Below are 18,242 nucleotides of genomic sequence, written 5' to 3'. Positions count from 1 at the left end.
AAAGGCTTTGAAGGAAATGGCGATGAACGAACGAGTTGGCGTTGTTGGGCTTGGCAAGATGGGCGCGGCACTTGCGGCAAGATTGGCTGAACAGGGCTGTTCAGTTTCGGGCTGGACGCGGAGCGGGGTGGACGTGGATTGGGCGGGTGCAAGGGGCATTGGTGCCCCTGCCATATTGGACGATCTGGTTGCGGAGGTCGATATTGTCCTATTGTCGCTGTTTGATGACGGGGCGGTCGCGGCAGTGCTGGACCGGCTGATAACCTGTGATTTGCGTGGCAAGCTGGTTGTCGACACCAGCACGGTTAATCCGGCCACGCTGAAAGGATATGCCGACTGGATCACGGCTGCCGGAGCTGGGGTTCTTGACGCGCCTGTTTCGGGCTGGCCCAAGGTTGTCTCGATGGGACAGGCAGGCGTCTTTATCGGCGGTGAGCCTGTTGATGTAGCCCGCTTCGTGCCGGTGGCCGAACTCTTTGCAAACCGGGTTTTTCACGTCGGCCCGTTGGGCCAGGGGTTGGCGGCAAAAATCGTCAATAACATCATGCTGGCCAGCTATTGGCAGTCGCTGCGAGAAGCGCTCGGTGTAGGGCGCAGCCTCGGCCTGCCGGGTGAGTTGATGTTGGACATTCTGATAAGCGGCCCTGCAGCAAATGGTGCTCTTTCCGGGAAGTCCGAGATTATTTTGGGCAAAGAGAGCTCGGCGAGCTTTACAGTCGCCGGCATTGCCAAGGACCTAGGGGTGTTTTGCCAGGTGGCAGCCCAAGGCGGAGTCGCGACGCCAGCCTTGCAGGCTGCGCTTGAAAGCTTCACCCAGTTTCGGGATGCCGGGTATGCAGATCGCGATTTCGCGGCCATGCCGGGTGCAATTCTGAAGGATAGCAATGATGTTCTTTGAACCGTCAAAAGGGCACGGCTTGCCACATAACCCTATCTCTGCCTGCGTTGCGCCACGGCCTATTGGCTGGATTTCGACTGTGAGTGCCGATGGCATCCATAACCTTGCGCCGTTCAGTTACTTTAATCTCGTGCATAATTTTCCGCCCACCGTCATGTTCTCGTGCAATGGGTTGAAGCCGGACGGCACGCCCAAGGACAGTTGGGTCAACGCTGAGAATACCGGTGAATTCGTCTACAATGTCGCCACCTATGATCTGCGCGAGGAGGTCAACCTGTCCTCGACTGCTTGGGGCAGCGAGGTTAGCGAGATCGACGAGGTGGGGCTAGCTTCGATCCAGTCTAGGCTGGTCCAACCGTTGCGGGTTGCAGCTTCTCCCATTCAGTTTGAGTGCAAGACCATCGAGGTGCTGCACTTGCCAACTGAACGTCCTGAGAACCCCAATACGATCGTGTTTGGCCATGTGGTTGGTGTTCATATTGACGATGCCTGCCTCACCGACGGGATGGTGGACTACAACAAGGTCAGGCACATCAGTCGCCTGGGCTATCTGGATTTCGCCGAAATGGGGCCGCGATTTCAGTTGCCTCGGGTCTACGTCAAGAAAGAACAGGATTGAGATGATCAGACACGATGCGCTGCGGCGGCTGACCGGCGATCTTTATGATTGGTCATTAAAGAAGATCCCCGAGGACACGAAAGCACGGCTTGCCGAAGCCTATGCCGAGGAAACCGGTGAGAACGCTAAGAAGGTGCTGAACTTCATGATCCGCAGTTCGGAGCTGGCCGAAGAACACGACCGGTTTTTGTGCTCGGATGCGGGTGTGCCGGTCTATTCTGTTAAGATCGGCAGTCAGGCACGGTTCGAAGGGGATGTGAAATCTGCCTTCGTCGATGGTTTTGGCGATCTTGTTGAGCGTATCGATCCGCCGCTTTTGAAATTTGTTCAGAACCCTCTGACAAACGAACGCTCCTATCAGGGCAAGGATATGCCCATCATCAACTGGGATATCGTCGATGGCGCGGATTACATTGACATCACATGTTCACCCAAGGCGCTCGGCTCAGGTCGTTGGGCGGCGCTGGAGATCTTTGTTTATCCTGGACTGGCCGATATTGAGGAGTTCATCCTCAAGACGGTGATCAAGGCCGGTTCGCAGCATTGCCCGCCCGTCATGATTGGCGTCGGTATTGGCGGGTCCTTCGATCAGGCTGCAAAAATCGCAAAGAATGCGACCTTGCGACCGATGGGTACGACAAACCCCGAGCCGATCCTGGCAGATATGGAAAAGCGTTTGCTGAAGGCAATCAACAAGCTGGGTTTCGGTCCAATGGGGCAGGGCGGCGATACGACAGCATTGGGCATCCATATCGATTATTCCGCCGGTCATGGGTTTACCCCCGTGGCAGTGTGCTTCAACTGCTGGATCAACCGTAGAACCCGCGCGCGCCTCTATAACTCAGGCAAAATCGAGCGGATCGAATGACCAATACCCGATCCCAGAGCCACGATTTGACCTTGCCGCTGCAACAGGATTGTCTGGACAGGCTTAGGATCGGTGACCTTGTCTATCTCACAGGGGATATCGTTGTAACCGTTGGTCTGCCGACGCATAAGCGGATGAAGGACTATCTGCAAGCGGGGGTTGAGCTGCCGATAGACCTCAAAGACGGTATGTTGTGTCAGGTCGGGGCTTATATCGAAGAGAGTGGATCCGACAAAAAATGTCGCTACATCAACCCGTCAACCAGCACGCGATTTGAGCCCCATCTGCCAGCGATCATTCGCGCCAGTGGGGTAAAGGCGATCGGTGGAAAAGGCGGTGTCGGTCCGCAGACGGTAGAGGCAATGCGCGAGATGCGCTGTGTTTATCTGTCATTTGTGGGTGGGGCCAGCGCATTGACGTCAGAGGCGGTCGAAGATGTAATCGACGTGGCGTGGACAGATCTCATCCTGCAATTTCGGCTGACGCGCTTGCGCGTGAAGCAATTGGGCCCCTTGACCGTTGGTGTCGATGTGCGTGGCAATTCTCTCTATTCCGAGTTGCAGGCCCAAGCGGATTCCCGCTTCGAGGCGCTGATGAAAGAGTTGAACGAAACCCGAGCACGTTGACACAGCTCTCAGGTCAGATCGCGGACATTGCTGGCGATCTGTTTGGCCGCATCCTGTAGCGGGCGCAGAAAGTCGCGAACGGCATCCGCGCGCCGGACGGCCGAGCGGAAATAGGTAATACCCAAAGTCCCCAGTACGCGGCCTTCGCCAAGGATCGGAACCGCGATCGTGTTGGAGCTTTCGTTGCCGGCGGCGCGCAGCCGCTCCGCAAATCCCTGCTGCTTGATGAGGGCCAGTCGCCCTTGCAGCCCGGTTTCTGTGTCGCCTGATTGCGGCGTCTCACTCTTGCTGCGTTCGAATATCGATTTCAACAAAATGCGCTGTTCGTCCTCGGGACAGAAAGCCAGATAGGCAAGTCCCAGCCCATGAAGATCCAATGACAGGCGCATATTCACCGTTGCGTGAAACGGTGAAATCGGGCTGTCGGGAATGGTTGAGAACCGAACCACGACGTCGCCCTGATCTGGAATGGCGATTGAGACCGGCCAAGTAACCTGCTTTGTCAGGGCAATGGCATAGGCACGCCCGGCTTCGACAACCAGCGGGTCATTGTGAAACCCGGCACTAAGCGACATGACCTTTGAGGTCAGAACATAGCCCGACTGGCGTTCATCTCTGCTCACATAACCCATGTGTTCCAGCGTCTGGAGCAACCGCACGATTGTCGGCTTTGCGAGTTTGGTGCGGAGATGCAGTTGAGCAACCGTGGAGCTTTTGACGCGGTTCATTTCCTCAAGCACCGCCATCGCCCGCTCGACGGATCTGACCGGAGTATACCGTACCAACAACCTGCTCCCTTATGCGATGTCTGGAACGCTTACCATATTGTTCCACACAGTGGAACAGCCCTGCGCAATCGTTGAGAGGTCGCAGGCAAGACCTGACAGTAAATCACAGGTTAACTCAGACGCTCGTCCAGGTTTTCGACCAAGAGTTTTCAATGGGGCAAAGGCTAGGGCGACTGAGTTCTAACCAGAACAAAGGGCGGAAACCGGACCGCGTAACCGACTAGGAAGTGTGAGAAATAGAAATGACCAAAACGCTTAGAATTATGGGTCCGCTTTTGGCGATGTGCCTGGGCGGTGCCGCCGCGGCGGAAGAGACCAAGCTGCCCGATACGTTGTCGTGGACAGCCTATAATGTCGGAAGCTCGGGCTATAGCCAGTCGGTTGCTATCGGCAAGGCGCTCCAGGACGAATACGGCGTTACGCTGCGCGTTGTTCCGGCTAAAAATGACGTCTCGCGCGTTGTGCCAGTGGTGAGCGGTCAGATCGATTTTGCCGCTGCCGGATCTGGCGTGTTCTATGCAGCTGAGGGCGTCCTCGGGTGGGCGAAACCGGAACTGGGACCACAACCCCTGCAAATGGTGATGAGCGCATCCGGCAACAACTGTCTCGCGCTTGGAACTGCGGCAGACGCGAATATCGTGACTGCGGCAGATCTCAAGGGCAAGCGGTTGCCTTGGGTTGTCGGTTCACCCGCGCTACAGACCAATGTGACGGCCTTTCTCGCATATGGCGGATTGACTTGGGACGATGTCACCAAAGTCGAGGTAAGCGGGTTTGACGCGGCATGGAAAGCAATCCTGAATGATCAGGCCGATGCGATGACTTCATTTACCACAGGCGGCGGCACCGAAGTTGACGCGTCTCCGCGGGGTTTGCGCTGGCTTGAAACTCCACATGATGAAACCGAAAATTGGGCGAGAATGCAGGCCGTGGCCCCTCATATGGCCAAACGGATCGCAACGGCCGGTACCAACATCTCGGATGCTAACCCGTTGCAATGCAGCGGCTTTCCCTATCCAATTCTCGTGACCGCGCCGGATCGCGATGCTGGGCTTGTGATGAACATGGCAAAGGGCATCGACGAGCAGTTCGAGAGATTTGTCGCCGCCGAGCCCTCCGCCAGCGGCTGGGCCAAGGATCGGCAGAATTTCCAATGGGTCTTGCCGTATCATGAAGGAGCGGTTGCGTATTGGAAGTCGGTTGGCCTGTGGTCTGACGAAAATGAAGCGCACAACCGGTATCTTCTGAGCCGGCAGGCTGTGATCGCAAATGCGTGGCAAGACCTGGAGGACAAAAGCGCCGATGACTTCCAGAAGCGCTGGATGGCCGCGCGTGCAGATGCGCTGCGAGCGGCAAATATGCCGACAGTTTGGGATAACTGATCCATGAGTACGAAGATGGACGACCTAGAAGCGTCGGTCAGCCGTTTCCGACCTGTCGGCAATGCCTGGCTCTGGTTGCTGCGGGCAAGCACCTGCGCCGTAGTGTTTCTTTCGATCAATCAGGCCTTCAATCTGCATTTCTTTGTGGGCCATACACTTCTTGCAAATCAGTATATGTATCTGCTTTTGCTTTTGATCATCCCGTCCGTCTTCATCATCTTGCCCATTGGCAAGGCTGCGACCGGCACCAGGGTGCCGTTTTACGATATCGTCCTGGCGGTCCTGACCGGATCTGTGCTGTGCTGGTTTATCGCAAACTCGCTCAACATGATGCAAAATGGCTGGGAACTCGCGGCACCCGCGCGCGCCACCTATATTTCGATGGCACTCTGGGTCCTGATCTTTGAGGCCTCGCGCCGCGCCGGCGGCACGGCACTCGCCGTTATTGTGGGCGTCGTGTCCCTCTATCCATTGTTTGCCGATGCCATGCCCGGCCCCATTCGCGGGTTTTCCTACCCGCTGGAGACTGCGGCGGGTTACCATGCCATGAGCAACGAGAGCATTGTGGGCATCCCGATGCGGGCGTTCGCCAATCTGGTCATCGGGTTTCTGATCTTTGGTGCAGCGCTACAGCATACCGGGGCGGGCACATTCTTCATTAATCTTGCCTTTGCTCTGCTGGGACATATTCGTGGCGGGCCAGCGAAGGTTGCGATTGTAGCAAGCGGCTTGATGGGCTCGATGAGCGGCTCGGTTGTGACCAATGTCATGACCACCGGTGTGATGACCATCCCTGCGATGCGCCGTATCAAGCTAAAGGCACCCTTTGCCGCCGGGGTCGAGGCCTGCGCTTCAACGGGTGGTGTGCTAATGCCGCCAGTTATGGGCGCCACAGCCTTCATCATGGCCAATTTTCTCGAGGTCTCTTACGCCAGTGTTGCAATGGCCGCGATTATCCCGTCGTTCTTATATTTCTTCGGGCTTTTCATCCAGATCGACGCGCGCGCGGCGCGCGAAGGTATCAAGGGGCTTGAGGCCGCGGAATTGCCATCGGTGCGACAGACGCTGAAAGAAGGGTGGTTCTATATCTTTGCCTTCGCTCTCCTTGTTTATCTGCTGCTTTTCCTTCGCCGCGAAATGCTGGCGCCGTTCTATGCAACTCCAGTGCTGCTGATCATCAATCAGCTGTTCTCAAAGAACACGCGCTGGGGACGTGACGAGCTGCTTGCTTTTGTTGACACGCTGACGAAGCTTTTTGCCGAACTCGTTAGCGTATTGGCGGGGATTGGTTTGATTGTTGGTGCCCTCTCGATGACCGGGCTTGCCGGAACGTTGGTGAATGACCTGCTGTCGATCGCTGGCGGCTCGCCTATGGTGCTTTTGATCATCGGGGCGATGACCAGCTTTGTGCTTGGTATCGGTATGACGGTGACGGCGGCCTACATCTTTCTTGCGATTATTCTTGCTCCCGCACTGGTTGCGACCGGAATGAATGCAATGGCCGTCCATATGTTCATTTTCTACTGGGGTATGCTGTCGTTCATCACGCCGCCTGTTGCGCTGGGGGCGTTTGCCGCCGCCTCGGTCGCAAAGGCACCGCCAATGGCCACGGGAGTTGAGGCGATGAGACTTGGCAGCGTCATCTACTTCATCCCCTTCTTCTTCGTGCTGGATCCGGCGTTAATTCTGGTCGGCAGCCCGGGTGAAATCGTGATCGCACTTAGCATCGCGGTCTTGGGTGTGATGTGCTTTGCCAGCGGTATGCAGGGCTATCTGGCGGGTGTTGGTCGTCTGAAGCTACACGATCGGCTGCTGCTCATTGCGGGTTCGATCATCATGCCGCTCCCCGGGCACACGGTCATCCCGCTTGAAAAGCATGAAATCCTGGGTTTGGCGGGGCTTGTGATCATCCCGGTGGTGGCCTCTGCCTTTCTGCGGGAGCGGCGGCTTGGCAAGATCGAGCTAAGCCATGATTGATGCTTTCCCAAAACTGGCCGCCGGACCGGAAACCATTCTGATCCCGGGGCCGTCGATCCTTCCCGATGCCGTGCGCACGGCGATCCAGCGCCCCTCCATCGACATCTATTCCGGGCCGCTTCTCGACGTGACGGCCCGGTGCGAGGCAGGCTTGCAGAAAGCATTCGGCACATCGCAGCGGGTCTTTCTCTATGCGGCCAACGGTCATGGCGTCTGGGATGCGGCGCTTTGCAATACGTTGTCGCGCGGAGATCGAATTCTGGTCTTGGAATCCGGCCGGTTCGCGCTTGGCTGGGGAGACATGGCAGAGGCGATGGGATTACAGATCGAGATCCTGCCGGGCGACTGGCACCGACCCATCGACACCGACGCGCTGATACGGCGATTGACAGAAGACAGCGCGAACGAGATTGCCGCCATCCTTTGTGTTCAGGTCGATACCGCCTCAGGCGTCTGCAACAAGATCGGTGCCATCCGGCAGGCCATAGACGTCACTGGTCATTCTGCTCTGCTGATGGTGGATGCCATCGCGTCGCTGGGCACCATGCCATTTGCTTTCGACGAATGGCACGTGGATGTTGCGGTATCAGCGTCACAGAAAGGTCTGATGTGTCCAGCGGGACTGGGTTTCGTGGTGGCAGGACCGCGTGCATTGGCGGCCCATGCCTCAGCGGGTCTGCGGTCCCGCTACTGGGATTGGACCGCGCGAATGACGGGTGATCACTACTCTAAATACTGTGGCACGCCGCCCGAACAGCTCTTGTTCGGGCTCGCGGCAGCACTAGACATGATGGAGCGGGAGGGGCTCGGCGCGGTCTTTGCACGTCACGCAGCGCTTAGAGATGCGACACTGGCCGCAATTGGCCAATGGGCGGCGGCGGGCGCGATGGCGAATATTATGGACCCGTCTGCTCGCGCGCCATCGGTATCGGTGCTGAACTTTGCCGACACACACGCGCATAGGATCATCGCTTTCTGCAAGCAACATTGCGGTGTTACGCTGGGCCGGGGCCTGGGCGACTGGGCCAACAAGTCGATACGGATCGGGCATATGGGGCACATCAATGCACCGACCATTCTGGGGGCGATCTCAAGCATTGATTTGGCTCTGAAGGTGCTCGGCATACAGGCCGATGCACGCGGAGCAGGGGCGGCGATAGAGGCCTTGGCCAATCTGGAAGAATCCCACCCATGACCGACCAAGCACCCTGCATAATCTGTGTGGCAATTACCGGGTCACTGCCCCGCAAGTCGGACAATCCGGCGGTTCCAATTTCAGTTGATGAACAGATCGAAAGCACCCAGGCCGCGTTTGAGGCCGGTGCCGCGATTGCGCATTGTCATGTTCGGAACCAGGACGAAACACCCAGTTCGGAACCTGATAAATTCGCGCGCCTGATGGAAGGAATCCGCAAGCACTGTGATGGCATGATCGTCCAGCTGTCCACAGGTGGCCGGTCCGGGTCTGGCCGGATACGGGGCGGTATGCTGTCACTGCGGCCCGATATGGCGTCGCTTTCGGTCGGATCAAACAACTTCCCAACACGGGTCTACGAAAACCCGCCCGAGCTGGTGGATTGGCTGGCAAGCGAGATGGCGGCCTACGGTGTGATGCCGGAGATTGAAGCCTTTGATCTTAGCCATATCGTAAATGCGTGCAAGATGGCGCAAGAGGGTAAGTTGCATGACCCGCCTTATGTGCAGTTTGTCATGGGGGTGCGCAATGCGATGCCCGCAGACAGAGCCATATTTGATATCTACCGGGCAACGCTGCAACGGCTGTCGCCGACATCGCCGTGGTGCGCTGCCGGCATTGGCGCTGCCCAGTTGGTTGTCAATGAATGGGCAATCTCGACAGGTGGACACACGCGAACGGGTCTTGAGGATAATGTCAGGCTCGACCGCAATACGCTGGCGCCGTCGAACGCTGCACTCGTGGAGCGTGTGACAGCGCTCTGCGAAAAATACGAGCGTCCTGTCGCGACCACAGATGAGGCACGCCGCATTCTGGGCTTGCGGGCGTCGACGCCAGGGCCGCAGGTCAAGGAGACTGTGTGCTCAGGGGAACGGCTGGAAGTCGGCGGGTGACGCATGGCCAAGCTTGAGACCCGCATTGGAGATCTTTGCCTGAAGAACCCGGTGATCGCGGCGCCGGGAGAACATCTGATTGATATCGAGGGGGTCCGTGCTGCGATTGAAGCCGGCGCGGGTGCGGTGGTCGGCAAATCTATCAACGAGTCGCAAGCCGCCAGGCACCAGTTGCAGCAGGCTGAATACACTTTGCTGGATCGAGACTGGAACAAGGTGGATTGGTCCGAGGATGCTCCTCGCGGACTGACGGTGTTTACCCGATCTGGGCTACCGTCACTGACGTTTGACGCTTGGCTCTTGCAAGCTGTGAGTATGGACCGTCTGGCAGGTCAACACGACTGTCTGTTCGTACCGTCACTGGTCCTGGCCCAGCCAGCCGCAGCCCTGGACATGGCGCGCGCGATCCAGGCCGCCGGGCTGAAGCTGCTGGAACTGAACATCGGTACGCCCTACGCCAGCCAGGCGGCGCGCTGTGCTGTCAGCACGGAGCTGGTCCCCGAACGGGTGGCAAGGCTCACCGGAATGATGGTTGAAGCATTAGATATTCCGGTCTGGATCAAGATCTCAGGTCAAAGCGAACGCGTAGGCGACCTCGCTGAAGCAGCCTTTTCCGCAGGCGCCCAAAGCGTGGTTATGGCAGGCCGGTCGCTTGGGTTGGTGCCTGATCTTGAAACACAAAAACCTGTGCTGGACACAAGCTGCGGTATCGGGGGGTATTGGAACCTGCCGATCACTTGCCATTGGTTGGCAACAAGCCGACGACGTCTTGGTCCGGGCTGCCCATTGATTGGCACCAACGGCGCGACAAATGGTCGGGACGTTGCCCGGATGATGCTGGCTGGTAGCAGTGCCGTAGGGCTATCCTCCGAGGTGATGCTGCGCGGCTGGAGGGTGATCACGGACGCGGTCGATGAACTGGAAGCCTATTGTGACAAAATGGGCATGTCTGCCGCCGATCTCATCGGTCGCGCCGCCGACGCACGGCGGACCTATACAGAACTGCCCACCGTCGGGGATCATTGGCGCGATTTTATCCCATCAACAGCGGATGCAGCGCCCGAGGGCTGAGGAAGTGCGCCCACAAGATGATTGATAATGGTAGTTATGTTAAAAATAGGATTGGTTGAGTTGACAAGACAGGCTTGGTTTCATGCACGTAAGGCCGCCGCTAGATCCTGAACGCCTTGGTCAAGTGTGTCTTCTGAGAACCCTGCAAAGCCCATGACCAGCCCTTGCATGTTGGGCGTCTGTGCAAAAAATGACGACAGCGGTCTGACGGAGACCCCGGCCAAATCGGCGCGCTGTGCAGCCTCGACATCGCTCATGCGGCTCTCGAGCGAAGATGTGAGCCTTGCCACCAAGTGCATTCCGGCAGGTACCGGATCCACGGTCAGTAGATCGCCTGCATGGACGCAGATCGCCCGCAGCAGCGCCGCATGTCGTTTTGCGTAGAGGCGTCGCATCCGCCGGATATGGGTGGCAAAATCGCCGCTCTGCATGAAACGGGCCAGCACGGGTTGCAGCATGAGTGACGCCTGCGGGTCGGTCTGTTCCAGCACGGCTTTGACCTGCGACAAGAGCGGTTTTGGAAGAACCACAAACCCTAGCCTTAGTGCAGAAAAGACCACCTTGGAGAAGCTGCCGACGTAGATCACCCGATCCTGATTGTTGAGGCTCATCATCGCCGGGAGCGGTCGACCCTGAAATCGATACTCACTGTCAAAGTCGTCCTCGATCACATAGGCCTGTCTCGCGACGGCCCATTCGATCAGTTCCAGTCGGCGGGAAAGCGGCAATGTCACGCCCAGCGGGTACTGACGCGACGGTGTCACAATCGCCGCTTTTGCCCTCGGTGTGGCTGGCAGTGCGCTCTTGATGTCGAAGCCCGACTGATCAACCGGCGACGGCACTGGGATTAGCCGGTTGTGATGCAAGGCGCGATTGAGGATCATATACCCGGGATCTTCGGTCAGGACCTCATCGCCTTCGCTTAGCACGGCAGCCGCGATCAGGCCAATCGCTTCGACGACACCGGAGGTGATGAAGATCTGCTCTGGCGTGCAGGGCAAGCCACGCCATTCTCGCAAATGATCGGCAATCGCGCTGCGCAGCGGCGGCCAACCAAAAGGATCGACGCGCGCCAGCAACGCGGCTTCGGGCATACGCCAGGTTTTGTCGTGGTGGCGGCTCCATTGGCGGTATGGAAACAGTGCGATCTCAGATGCGGAGATATCAAAGGTTCGTAACTGTGCGGGCATGTCGGGAGTAGCGTCCGGCATGGCTGCGTCTGTATCCTGCGGGCCTGGTGCTCCTGCCGATCCCGGCAGCTGTTCGGGCAATTCTGCTTCGACGTAGACACCGGATCTGGCGCGCCCTTCCAGATAGCCCTCGCTGATCAACTGATCGATCACGGCGGAGACCGTCACCCGTGACACCGAGAGTTCATCAGCCAATGTCCGGCTTGATGGGAGCTTTGACCCTGGCGAAAGCACATGCTCGAGAATCAGGCGTCTCAATTGAGACAGCAGCTGTGCCTGCAACGTTTCTGGTCCGTCGCGATCCAGTGAAAGGGAGAGCAGTGCCGCTCCTGATCTGGCCTTAGTCATAGCGCAACTATTGATAAGTTCGATCAGACCAGTCAAGGGAAGACCTGTCTATATGGCCGCTGCCCTCCGGACGGTAGGCCCCACCCGCCCTGATCTGGATGGGCGGGAGAAATACTGCGTCATTCATTGGGGCGAACGCGTGCAGCCGTTTTATTTGCAAAAGCCTCAAGCCGTGCCCGTGCCGCGGGCTGCGTGTTCACAACACCGGCGACCACGGCTTCGGCATAAGCGGCATCCAAACCGGACATATTGTTGAGATGGCTGATTGCTGAACAGATTGCGTAGTTGGTCAACGGCAGGTTTTCCGCCGCTCGATCGGCAAGTTCCAATGCCTTGTCAAAGCTGGATCCATCGGTGATGTATTGCGCCAGCCCAAGGTCAACGGCCTCCTGTCCCTGATAAACACGTCCCATCAGGATCATGTCGATCATCCGTGATTTACCAATCAAATCAGAGACACGGATGGTCGCGCCGCCACCGGTGAAAATGCCACGCTGGCCTTCTGGTAAGGCAAAATAAGTGGTTTGGTCCATCACCCGGATATGGGCTGCGCTGGCCAGCTCCAGACCGCCGCCAACAACCGCGCCCTGCAAGGCTGCGATGACCGGAACCCCGCCATATTCCATCTTGTTGAATGCTTCGTGCCAGCGCAGGCAGACATGCATGAATTCGTCCGGGCTGCGATCCTCTTTCCAATGTTCGATGAGGTCCAGACCTGCACAGAAATGGTCCCCCGCCCCGGCCAGCACCACTGCCTTTACACCGTTGCGATGTGCACCGCTGAAGAATTGCACCAGCTCTTCAATGGTTGCGGTGTCCAGCGCGTTTCGTTTCGAGGGGCGGTTGAGTTTTACGACACAGACACCGTTGTCGCGCACGTCGATGGCGAGGTTTTGATAGGAGCTGAAGCTGTCTTTTGCCAACATGGCGGGATCCTTTTCGGATTAAATGGGTGCCCTTGGGCAGGTATGCTGCGGGAGGTCAGAGTCGGCTTGTCTCATCAAGGAGACACGATGCACCGCTGATGATCCGGGCCCGGTCGCTTTCGCATTCGACTAGGACATGCCGGGCAAAGATTTGGGCGGTGGTGATTTTTTGTGCCATGAATTCAGGCTCCCTGCGCTGCTCCAATTCAATCTCGGCAGCATGCGCCCCGCGTGCCAATTGCCACCCGGCCGCAAGCGTCCCGGTTAGATTGAGGAAAGGGACGCTGCCGGCAAAGGCGGACCTGAGATTATCGCTGCCAATGTCGAGCAACCAGTCGAGACTGGCATTAAACGCCACCCGCGCATCGCCAAGACATTTCGCGATGTCCTGCGCCTTCGGCCCCCCAGCTTTCAGGGTGGTTTCGGTCTCTGCAATCATGGCCGAGAACCGGCGTGCTGTCTGTCCGCCATCTCGCAGAACCTTGCGTCCCAATAGGTCATTCGCCTGAATTGCCGTGGTTCCCTCATAAATCGGTAAGATCCTAGCATCCCGGTAGAATTGCGCGACGCCGGTCTCTTCGATGAAGCCCATTCCGCCATGGACCTGCACGCCGAGGGAGGCCACTTCGATCGCTCGCTCGGTGCAGAAGGCCTTGACCAGTGGGACGAAGAACTCTGCGATCGGCGTCGCCTCTGCGCGCGTGCTGTCGGTCCCGTTCCGAGACAGGTCCAACCAGCCAGCCGCTGCCATGCTGAGCGACCGGCCACCTTCGACCAGGGCCCGCATCCGCAGCACCAGCCGGCGCACATCGGGATGGCCGATGATGGTCGGAACCTGTTCAGGGTCCAGCCCGATGCCTTGTCCCTGAACCCGCTCCTGGGCGTAGGCAAGCGCGTGCTGATAGGCGCGGTCGGACAAGGCGACCCCCTGAACGCCGACGGCAAAGCGCGCGGCATTCATCATGGTGAACATATATTCCAACCCGCGGTTTTCTGCCCCGATCAGATATCCGGTGGCACCTGCATATTCCAGAACCGCTGTCGGACTTGCCCGCACCCCCAGCTTGTGTTCGATGCTCACACAGTTGACACGGTTGCGGTCGCCGGGGTGGCCATTCTCATCAACGAGGTATTTCGGCACCAGAAACAGGCTCAGCCCCCTGTGCCCCTCCGGGGCGTCGGGAGTGCGCGCGAGAACCAGATGAATAATGTTCTCGGAGAGATCATGTTCGCCATAGGTGATGAAAATCTTGGTGCCACTGATGCTGTAGCTGCCGTCCTCGCGCGGCTCAGCTTTGCAACGCACGCGACCAAGATCACTGCCGGCCTGAGGCTCGGTCAGGTTCATTGTCCCGCTCCACTTGCCGGACACCAGCGGCCGGAGATAAATTTCCTTCTGTTCATCCGTGCCGGAGAGCTCCAGCGCGTCGATGGCACCATCGGTCAGAAGTGGGCACAGGCCAAAGCTCATGTCCGACGCATTCAGGATCTCCGTCGCGGCAGCTCCGACGGCTCGCGGCAAGCCCATTCCGCCATGGCCCGCAGGGTGCGCCAGGCTTTGCCACCCCATATCGACAAACTGCGCGTAGGCTTTTTCATAGGCTTTGGGGAGAACGACTTTGTTCCCCTCAAGTCGCGCGCCCGCCGTGTCGGCATCATGTGACAGCGGCGCGATGAGATCCCCGCAGAACCTGCCAAATTCTTCCAATGCAGCCTGAGCGTCAGCGCGTTCAATTTCGCTGTACTTGTCCAAGGACACGATCTGCGGCCATTGGGAAAGATGTTCGAGATTGAACATCAGGTCACGGATTGGAGCTTGATAAGTCATTGGCGCCTCGCTGCTGTGCTACCTGCTGTCGCGTGTCTACGGTACGGTCAGTTTGCTGCCCATTCCAGAATTTGACAAACGACTTTCCGAAAGTGACAAAACAACCTAATCTGACGCAGTGATGACACACTCCGATCCAGACACGCTGGCGACCGTATCTCTGCCATTCATTGAAGACTGGCTTCTGGCTTTGCAGACCTGCTGTAACGGAGATCAGATGAGCTCTATTCTGCAACGCTGCGGTCTTGCCCGGCTGGTCAAGCCGGAGACTGTCAAACACATGGGCGCGCAGCGGGTAACCCTTGACCAGATCGTGCAGCTCTATCAGGTTGCCGCCGTTGAAACTGGTGATGAAATGACCGGTTTGTGGGACCGCACTGTCCGGCCTCGCGCGCTGCAACACCTGTTGACCACGGTGCGTGCAGCTGGAACCCTCCCGGCGGCCCTCTATCGGTTCTCCACATTCTGGAATTTGATACTTGATGACTATCAGGTTGATTTAAAATCTGAAAATACAGATCTCATTCTCAAGATCGTCCCCCGCGGATCGCCTGAGATCCAACGGTTCGGGCATATGCTTATGCTTAAGCTGGCGCATGGTCTGCTCTCTTGGCTGGCGGGCTACGAAGTGCCGGTGAAGGCCGTGCAATTTGCCTTTGATCGCCCCGAATTCGCGCAGGATTATGGTGTCGTCTTTCCAGCCGCCGTGACCTTTTCCCAGGGCTGCTCGGCCATCTCATTCGACGCCCAGCAGCTGGGCGCACCTCAGCCCCGCACTGCTGCGGAGTTGGCGGAATTCCTGGACCGCGCTCCGCGTGACTGGATCTTCACCGGCTTTCGGGAGCACCGGCTTTCGCTTCAGATCCGTGAATTCCTCTACCAATCCAACTGGGAAAACTGCCGACTGAGCGATGCTGCGGCAATGCTAAATGTGACACCTCGAACATTGATGCGGCGATTAGATGCTGAGGGAGCGTCCTTCCAGTCCATCAAGGATGCACTGCGCCGCGATATCGCGATCCGTGATTTGCGAGCCGGGCAGAAGTCGATTGAAGAGATATCGCAGGATCTTGGATTTTCCTCTGCGGCAAACTTTCATCGTGCTTTCCGGCGCTGGACAGGCGGCACAACCAGCTCCTATCGAGCCCTTGATACATAGGCACCGGGCTGCTCGGGTACAGGATACAGGCGCGACGCATAATCGAGGATCGACCCGAGGGCGGTGAGGCCGTTAATGATTGGTGGCGTTCGGATTTTTCAGGGCAGTACGAATAAATTCGTGCTATCCAAAGACAAATATCAACGGGCCTTCTATGACGCATTCAGACCTCGGGACAGGATCGGACAAAGTTCTGGAGCGCCAGTTGGGTGTGCAGCAGTTTGGTGAAACCATTCTGCTAGACTGCGTTGTGATCCCCGCAGGCAACAGCCATGCCGCCAGGCTGTTCTTCAAATCAGGGACCCATTGCAACGATATTTTGGCTTCCGACGAAAACACCACGCTGAGACATCGCCCGGATTGCGTTCAGTCCCTCGATCTCGGGTTGAATAGCCCGATGGACCCGGTCGTTATCGCCGTCAACGGTCAAGAATGCCGTGTTCAGGCCCAAGCTGCTGAGACGGACCTTTTTTCCGGGCTGGACGTGATTATTGCGACGCGCAATGGTGAAAGTGCCGAAACGGCCTTTGACTGGCTGACCTACCATGTGTCTCAGCATGGGATGCAGGCAGCCGTCATCCTAGATCAAGCGCCACCTGATGAAAGTCGGCAGTTTATCGCGGCTTTGCAAGGGTTTGCTAAAGATATTGAGGGGCTCGTGCGCGTGGTCGTGGTTCATTCTGCCTGCCCGCTTGGCAAAAAAGGCCTGCCAGCTGAAGCTCATCCACTGAATGTGTTGGGTGCACCGAAACGCAGGCAGACGGCGCCGCCGGATGACCCCTGGAGGGCGCCGCTCGGTGAGTTCGTGATCTATGAGATCATTCGGGCGCGTTTTTTGGCCAGCGCCCGTGCAGTGGCCAATCTTGATTTATGCGACCTGCTGGCCTGTGACAAAGGGCCAACGATTTTTGATCGCGCGGTTCACGTCCCTAGTCGCTACACGTGCCTGCATGGGGTGCAGAGCTATCCTTGGCGGGTGCGTCGCGGCAGAAACGCCTCATTTTCCGATCATATCTGTACGCGGTTTGATAGCGACATACGCCACCTGCGTTGGTGCGTCGCCGCGCAAGACTGCCGCGCTGACAGCATTTGGCATCAGTCACAGATCTTAGGGGCGACGCCCGACACGGATCGGATCGCCAAGTTCTCCCGCAGTATGCTCCTGCGCCATCCAACTGAGAAGCTATCGCAGATTGTCCCGAAGGCTGGCCTCGTTGAGGCGCCGGAACTCCTTGATGTGTCGTTGCAGCATTTCGGCGCAGATCCGGTTCGTATGCCCAAGGCAAAGCTTTTGCCCACTGGCGGCAGTGGAACGCGGACGGTTGTGGTCACAACGATGAAGAATGAAGGGCCTTTCGTGCTGGAGTGGCTGGCCTACCACCGTGCCATCGGCGTCGATGAGGTCCTTGTTTATACAAATGACTGCAGCGATGGCACCGACAGTCTTTTGCGGGTTTTACAGGACAAGGGCTACGTCCAGCACAGGGATAACCCATATCGCGGAACCGACCTGAAGCCGCAGCACGCCGCGTTTCAAGCGGCGGAAGAAGAACCTGTCGTTCGCGCCGCGGATTGGCTTGTCTGTATGGATGTGGATGAATTCATCAATATTAGATGCGGAAATGGGAGGCTCAGCGACCTATATGCTGCGATCGGTGACGCGAATATGATCGCTATGACCTGGCGCTTGTTCGGAAACAGTGATGTGTCCAGGTTCTCCGGCGCGTTAGTCACACGAGAGTTTACGCGCTGCGCCCATGAAGTCACGCGCAGGCCGCATCAGGCTTGGGGCTTTAAAACGCTGTTTCGAAATAACGGTGTCTTCAAACGTCTCGGCGTTCACCGGCCAAAGGGGCTGCAATCACAGCACTGGCAGGACATTCGATGGGTCAACGGATCGGGTCGCCCGATGCCACGGGACATATTTCGCAATGGCTGGCGCTCGACCATCGCGACCTATGGATACGACCTGGTCCAGCTCAACCATTACGCGGTGCGCAGTGCAGAGAGTTTTCTGGTCAAACGCGACCGTGGTCGGGTGAATCACGTCGAGCGCGATCAGGGATTGTCCTACTGGTTCAGAATGAACAACAACGCCGAAGATGATCGCTCGATCCAGCGCATGATGCCTGCGCTTGAGGAGGAACTGGCCCGATTGCTGACAGATCCAGACATTGCCGCTGCACATGAGGGCTGCTGCCGAAGGCATCGCGAGAGGATCAGCGAACTCAAGGCGCGCGAGGATATGCTTGCGCTGTTTCGGGAAATCACAGGTGAAAAGTTGCGAAAACTCTCGAGGATGCACGCCCATTTCTGCACCAACGTGTTTCTGGGCGGCCCCGAGGTTATACCTGACGAGGTTGCCGATCGCCCCTTAGGGAGCGACTTTTTTTTCACCGTGCAGCGGGGCGAGACCAACCATTAAGGACAAGAGCGATCCGGGATTTGCGTATGGCTGTCCCGGTGTCTGGTGT

General features: G+C 57.8%; 15 protein-coding genes. 11 read left to right on the top strand and 4 right to left on the bottom strand.

What is annotated here, in order from left to right:
* The first annotated feature begins 16 nt into the window (after window positions 1-16).
* The 4 genes from WLQ66_RS17790 to WLQ66_RS17775 are packed head-to-tail and all read left to right on the top strand — an operon-like array spanning window position 17 to window position 3,011.
* The gene (locus WLQ66_RS17790; RefSeq protein WP_340547673.1) at window positions 17-898 is read left to right on the top strand and encodes an NAD(P)-dependent oxidoreductase; all 882 of its coding nucleotides are present in this window, start codon (window positions 17-19) and stop codon (window positions 896-898) included.
* Entirely contained in the window at window positions 888-1,517 is a 630-nt protein-coding gene (locus WLQ66_RS17785; protein ID WP_340547672.1) for a flavin reductase family protein, read from the top strand. Before WLQ66_RS17790 ends, WLQ66_RS17785 begins: the two co-directional genes overlap by 11 nt.
* A gap of 1 nt (window position 1,518) precedes the next feature.
* Window positions 1,519-2,385, top strand: a complete 867-nt coding sequence (locus tag WLQ66_RS17780; RefSeq protein WP_340547671.1) for a fumarate hydratase — start codon at window positions 1,519-1,521, stop codon at window positions 2,383-2,385.
* Entirely contained in the window at window positions 2,382-3,011 is a 630-nt protein-coding gene (locus WLQ66_RS17775) for a fumarate hydratase C-terminal domain-containing protein (RefSeq protein WP_340547670.1), read from the top strand. Before WLQ66_RS17780 ends, WLQ66_RS17775 begins: the two co-directional genes overlap by 4 nt.
* Window positions 3,012-3,019: 8 nt before the next feature.
* On the opposite strand, the gene WLQ66_RS17770 is transcribed toward WLQ66_RS17775, so the two are convergent.
* A complete protein-coding gene (locus WLQ66_RS17770) occupies window positions 3,020-3,796 on the bottom strand; it encodes a DNA-binding transcriptional regulator (RefSeq protein WP_340547669.1) in 777 nt (258 codons plus the stop codon).
* A 245-nt stretch (window positions 3,797-4,041) separates the two neighbouring features.
* Between WLQ66_RS17770 and WLQ66_RS17765 the strand changes: the two genes are divergently transcribed.
* The 5 genes from WLQ66_RS17765 to WLQ66_RS17745 are packed head-to-tail and all read left to right on the top strand — an operon-like array spanning window position 4,042 to window position 10,317.
* A complete protein-coding gene (locus tag WLQ66_RS17765; protein ID WP_340547668.1) occupies window positions 4,042-5,181 on the top strand; it encodes a TAXI family TRAP transporter solute-binding subunit in 1,140 nt (379 codons plus the stop codon).
* A gap of 3 nt (window positions 5,182-5,184) precedes the next feature.
* Window positions 5,185-7,158, top strand: coding sequence for a TRAP transporter permease (locus WLQ66_RS17760; protein ID WP_340547667.1), 1,974 nt, complete (start codon window positions 5,185-5,187; stop codon window positions 7,156-7,158).
* The gene (locus tag WLQ66_RS17755; RefSeq protein WP_340547666.1) at window positions 7,151-8,353 is read left to right on the top strand and encodes a pyridoxal-phosphate-dependent aminotransferase family protein; all 1,203 of its coding nucleotides are present in this window, start codon (window positions 7,151-7,153) and stop codon (window positions 8,351-8,353) included. The genes WLQ66_RS17760 and WLQ66_RS17755 overlap by 8 nt, the downstream gene beginning before the upstream one ends.
* Window positions 8,350-9,246, top strand: coding sequence for a 3-oxoadipate:acetyl-CoA acetyltransferase (locus WLQ66_RS17750; RefSeq protein WP_340547665.1), 897 nt, complete (start codon window positions 8,350-8,352; stop codon window positions 9,244-9,246). Before WLQ66_RS17755 ends, WLQ66_RS17750 begins: the two co-directional genes overlap by 4 nt.
* A 3-nt stretch (window positions 9,247-9,249) precedes the next feature.
* Entirely contained in the window at window positions 9,250-10,317 is a 1,068-nt protein-coding gene (locus WLQ66_RS17745) for a beta/alpha barrel domain-containing protein (protein ID WP_340547664.1), read from the top strand.
* A gap of 80 nt (window positions 10,318-10,397) precedes the next feature.
* Here WLQ66_RS17745 and pdxR read toward each other — a convergent pair whose 3' ends face one another.
* The 3 genes from pdxR to WLQ66_RS17730 form a co-directional block, all read right to left on the bottom strand.
* On the bottom strand, window positions 10,398-11,891 hold the full coding sequence (pdxR, locus tag WLQ66_RS17740) for a MocR-like pyridoxine biosynthesis transcription factor PdxR (protein WP_340547663.1): 1,494 nt from the start codon (window positions 11,889-11,891) through the stop codon (window positions 10,398-10,400).
* Window positions 11,892-11,974: 83 nt separating this feature from the next.
* Window positions 11,975-12,781, bottom strand: coding sequence for a methylthioacryloyl-CoA hydratase (gene dmdD / locus WLQ66_RS17735; protein WP_374015638.1), 807 nt, complete (start codon window positions 12,779-12,781; stop codon window positions 11,975-11,977).
* A 55-nt stretch (window positions 12,782-12,836) separates the two neighbouring features.
* The gene (locus WLQ66_RS17730; protein WP_340547662.1) at window positions 12,837-14,609 is read right to left on the bottom strand and encodes an acyl-CoA dehydrogenase family protein; all 1,773 of its coding nucleotides are present in this window, start codon (window positions 14,607-14,609) and stop codon (window positions 12,837-12,839) included.
* 121 nt (window positions 14,610-14,730) lie between these two features.
* Between WLQ66_RS17730 and WLQ66_RS17725 the strand changes: the two genes are divergently transcribed.
* The gene (locus tag WLQ66_RS17725) at window positions 14,731-15,768 is read left to right on the top strand and encodes an AraC family transcriptional regulator (RefSeq protein WP_340547661.1); all 1,038 of its coding nucleotides are present in this window, start codon (window positions 14,731-14,733) and stop codon (window positions 15,766-15,768) included.
* Window positions 15,769-15,922: 154 nt separating this feature from the next.
* Window positions 15,923-18,193 (top strand): glycosyltransferase family 2 protein, encoded by a 2,271-nt coding sequence (locus WLQ66_RS17720; protein ID WP_340547660.1) that lies wholly within the window; start codon window positions 15,923-15,925, stop codon window positions 18,191-18,193.
* The last annotated feature ends 49 nt before the right edge of the window (window positions 18,194-18,242 follow it).

The sequence above is a fragment of the Phaeobacter sp. A36a-5a genome (assembly GCF_037911135.1).
In the GTDB taxonomy this organism is placed as follows: domain Bacteria; phylum Pseudomonadota; class Alphaproteobacteria; order Rhodobacterales; family Rhodobacteraceae; genus Phaeobacter; species Phaeobacter bryozoorum.
The sequence above is the reverse complement of the archived record's forward strand: the minus strand, read 5'-3'. Positions and strand labels throughout refer to the sequence as shown.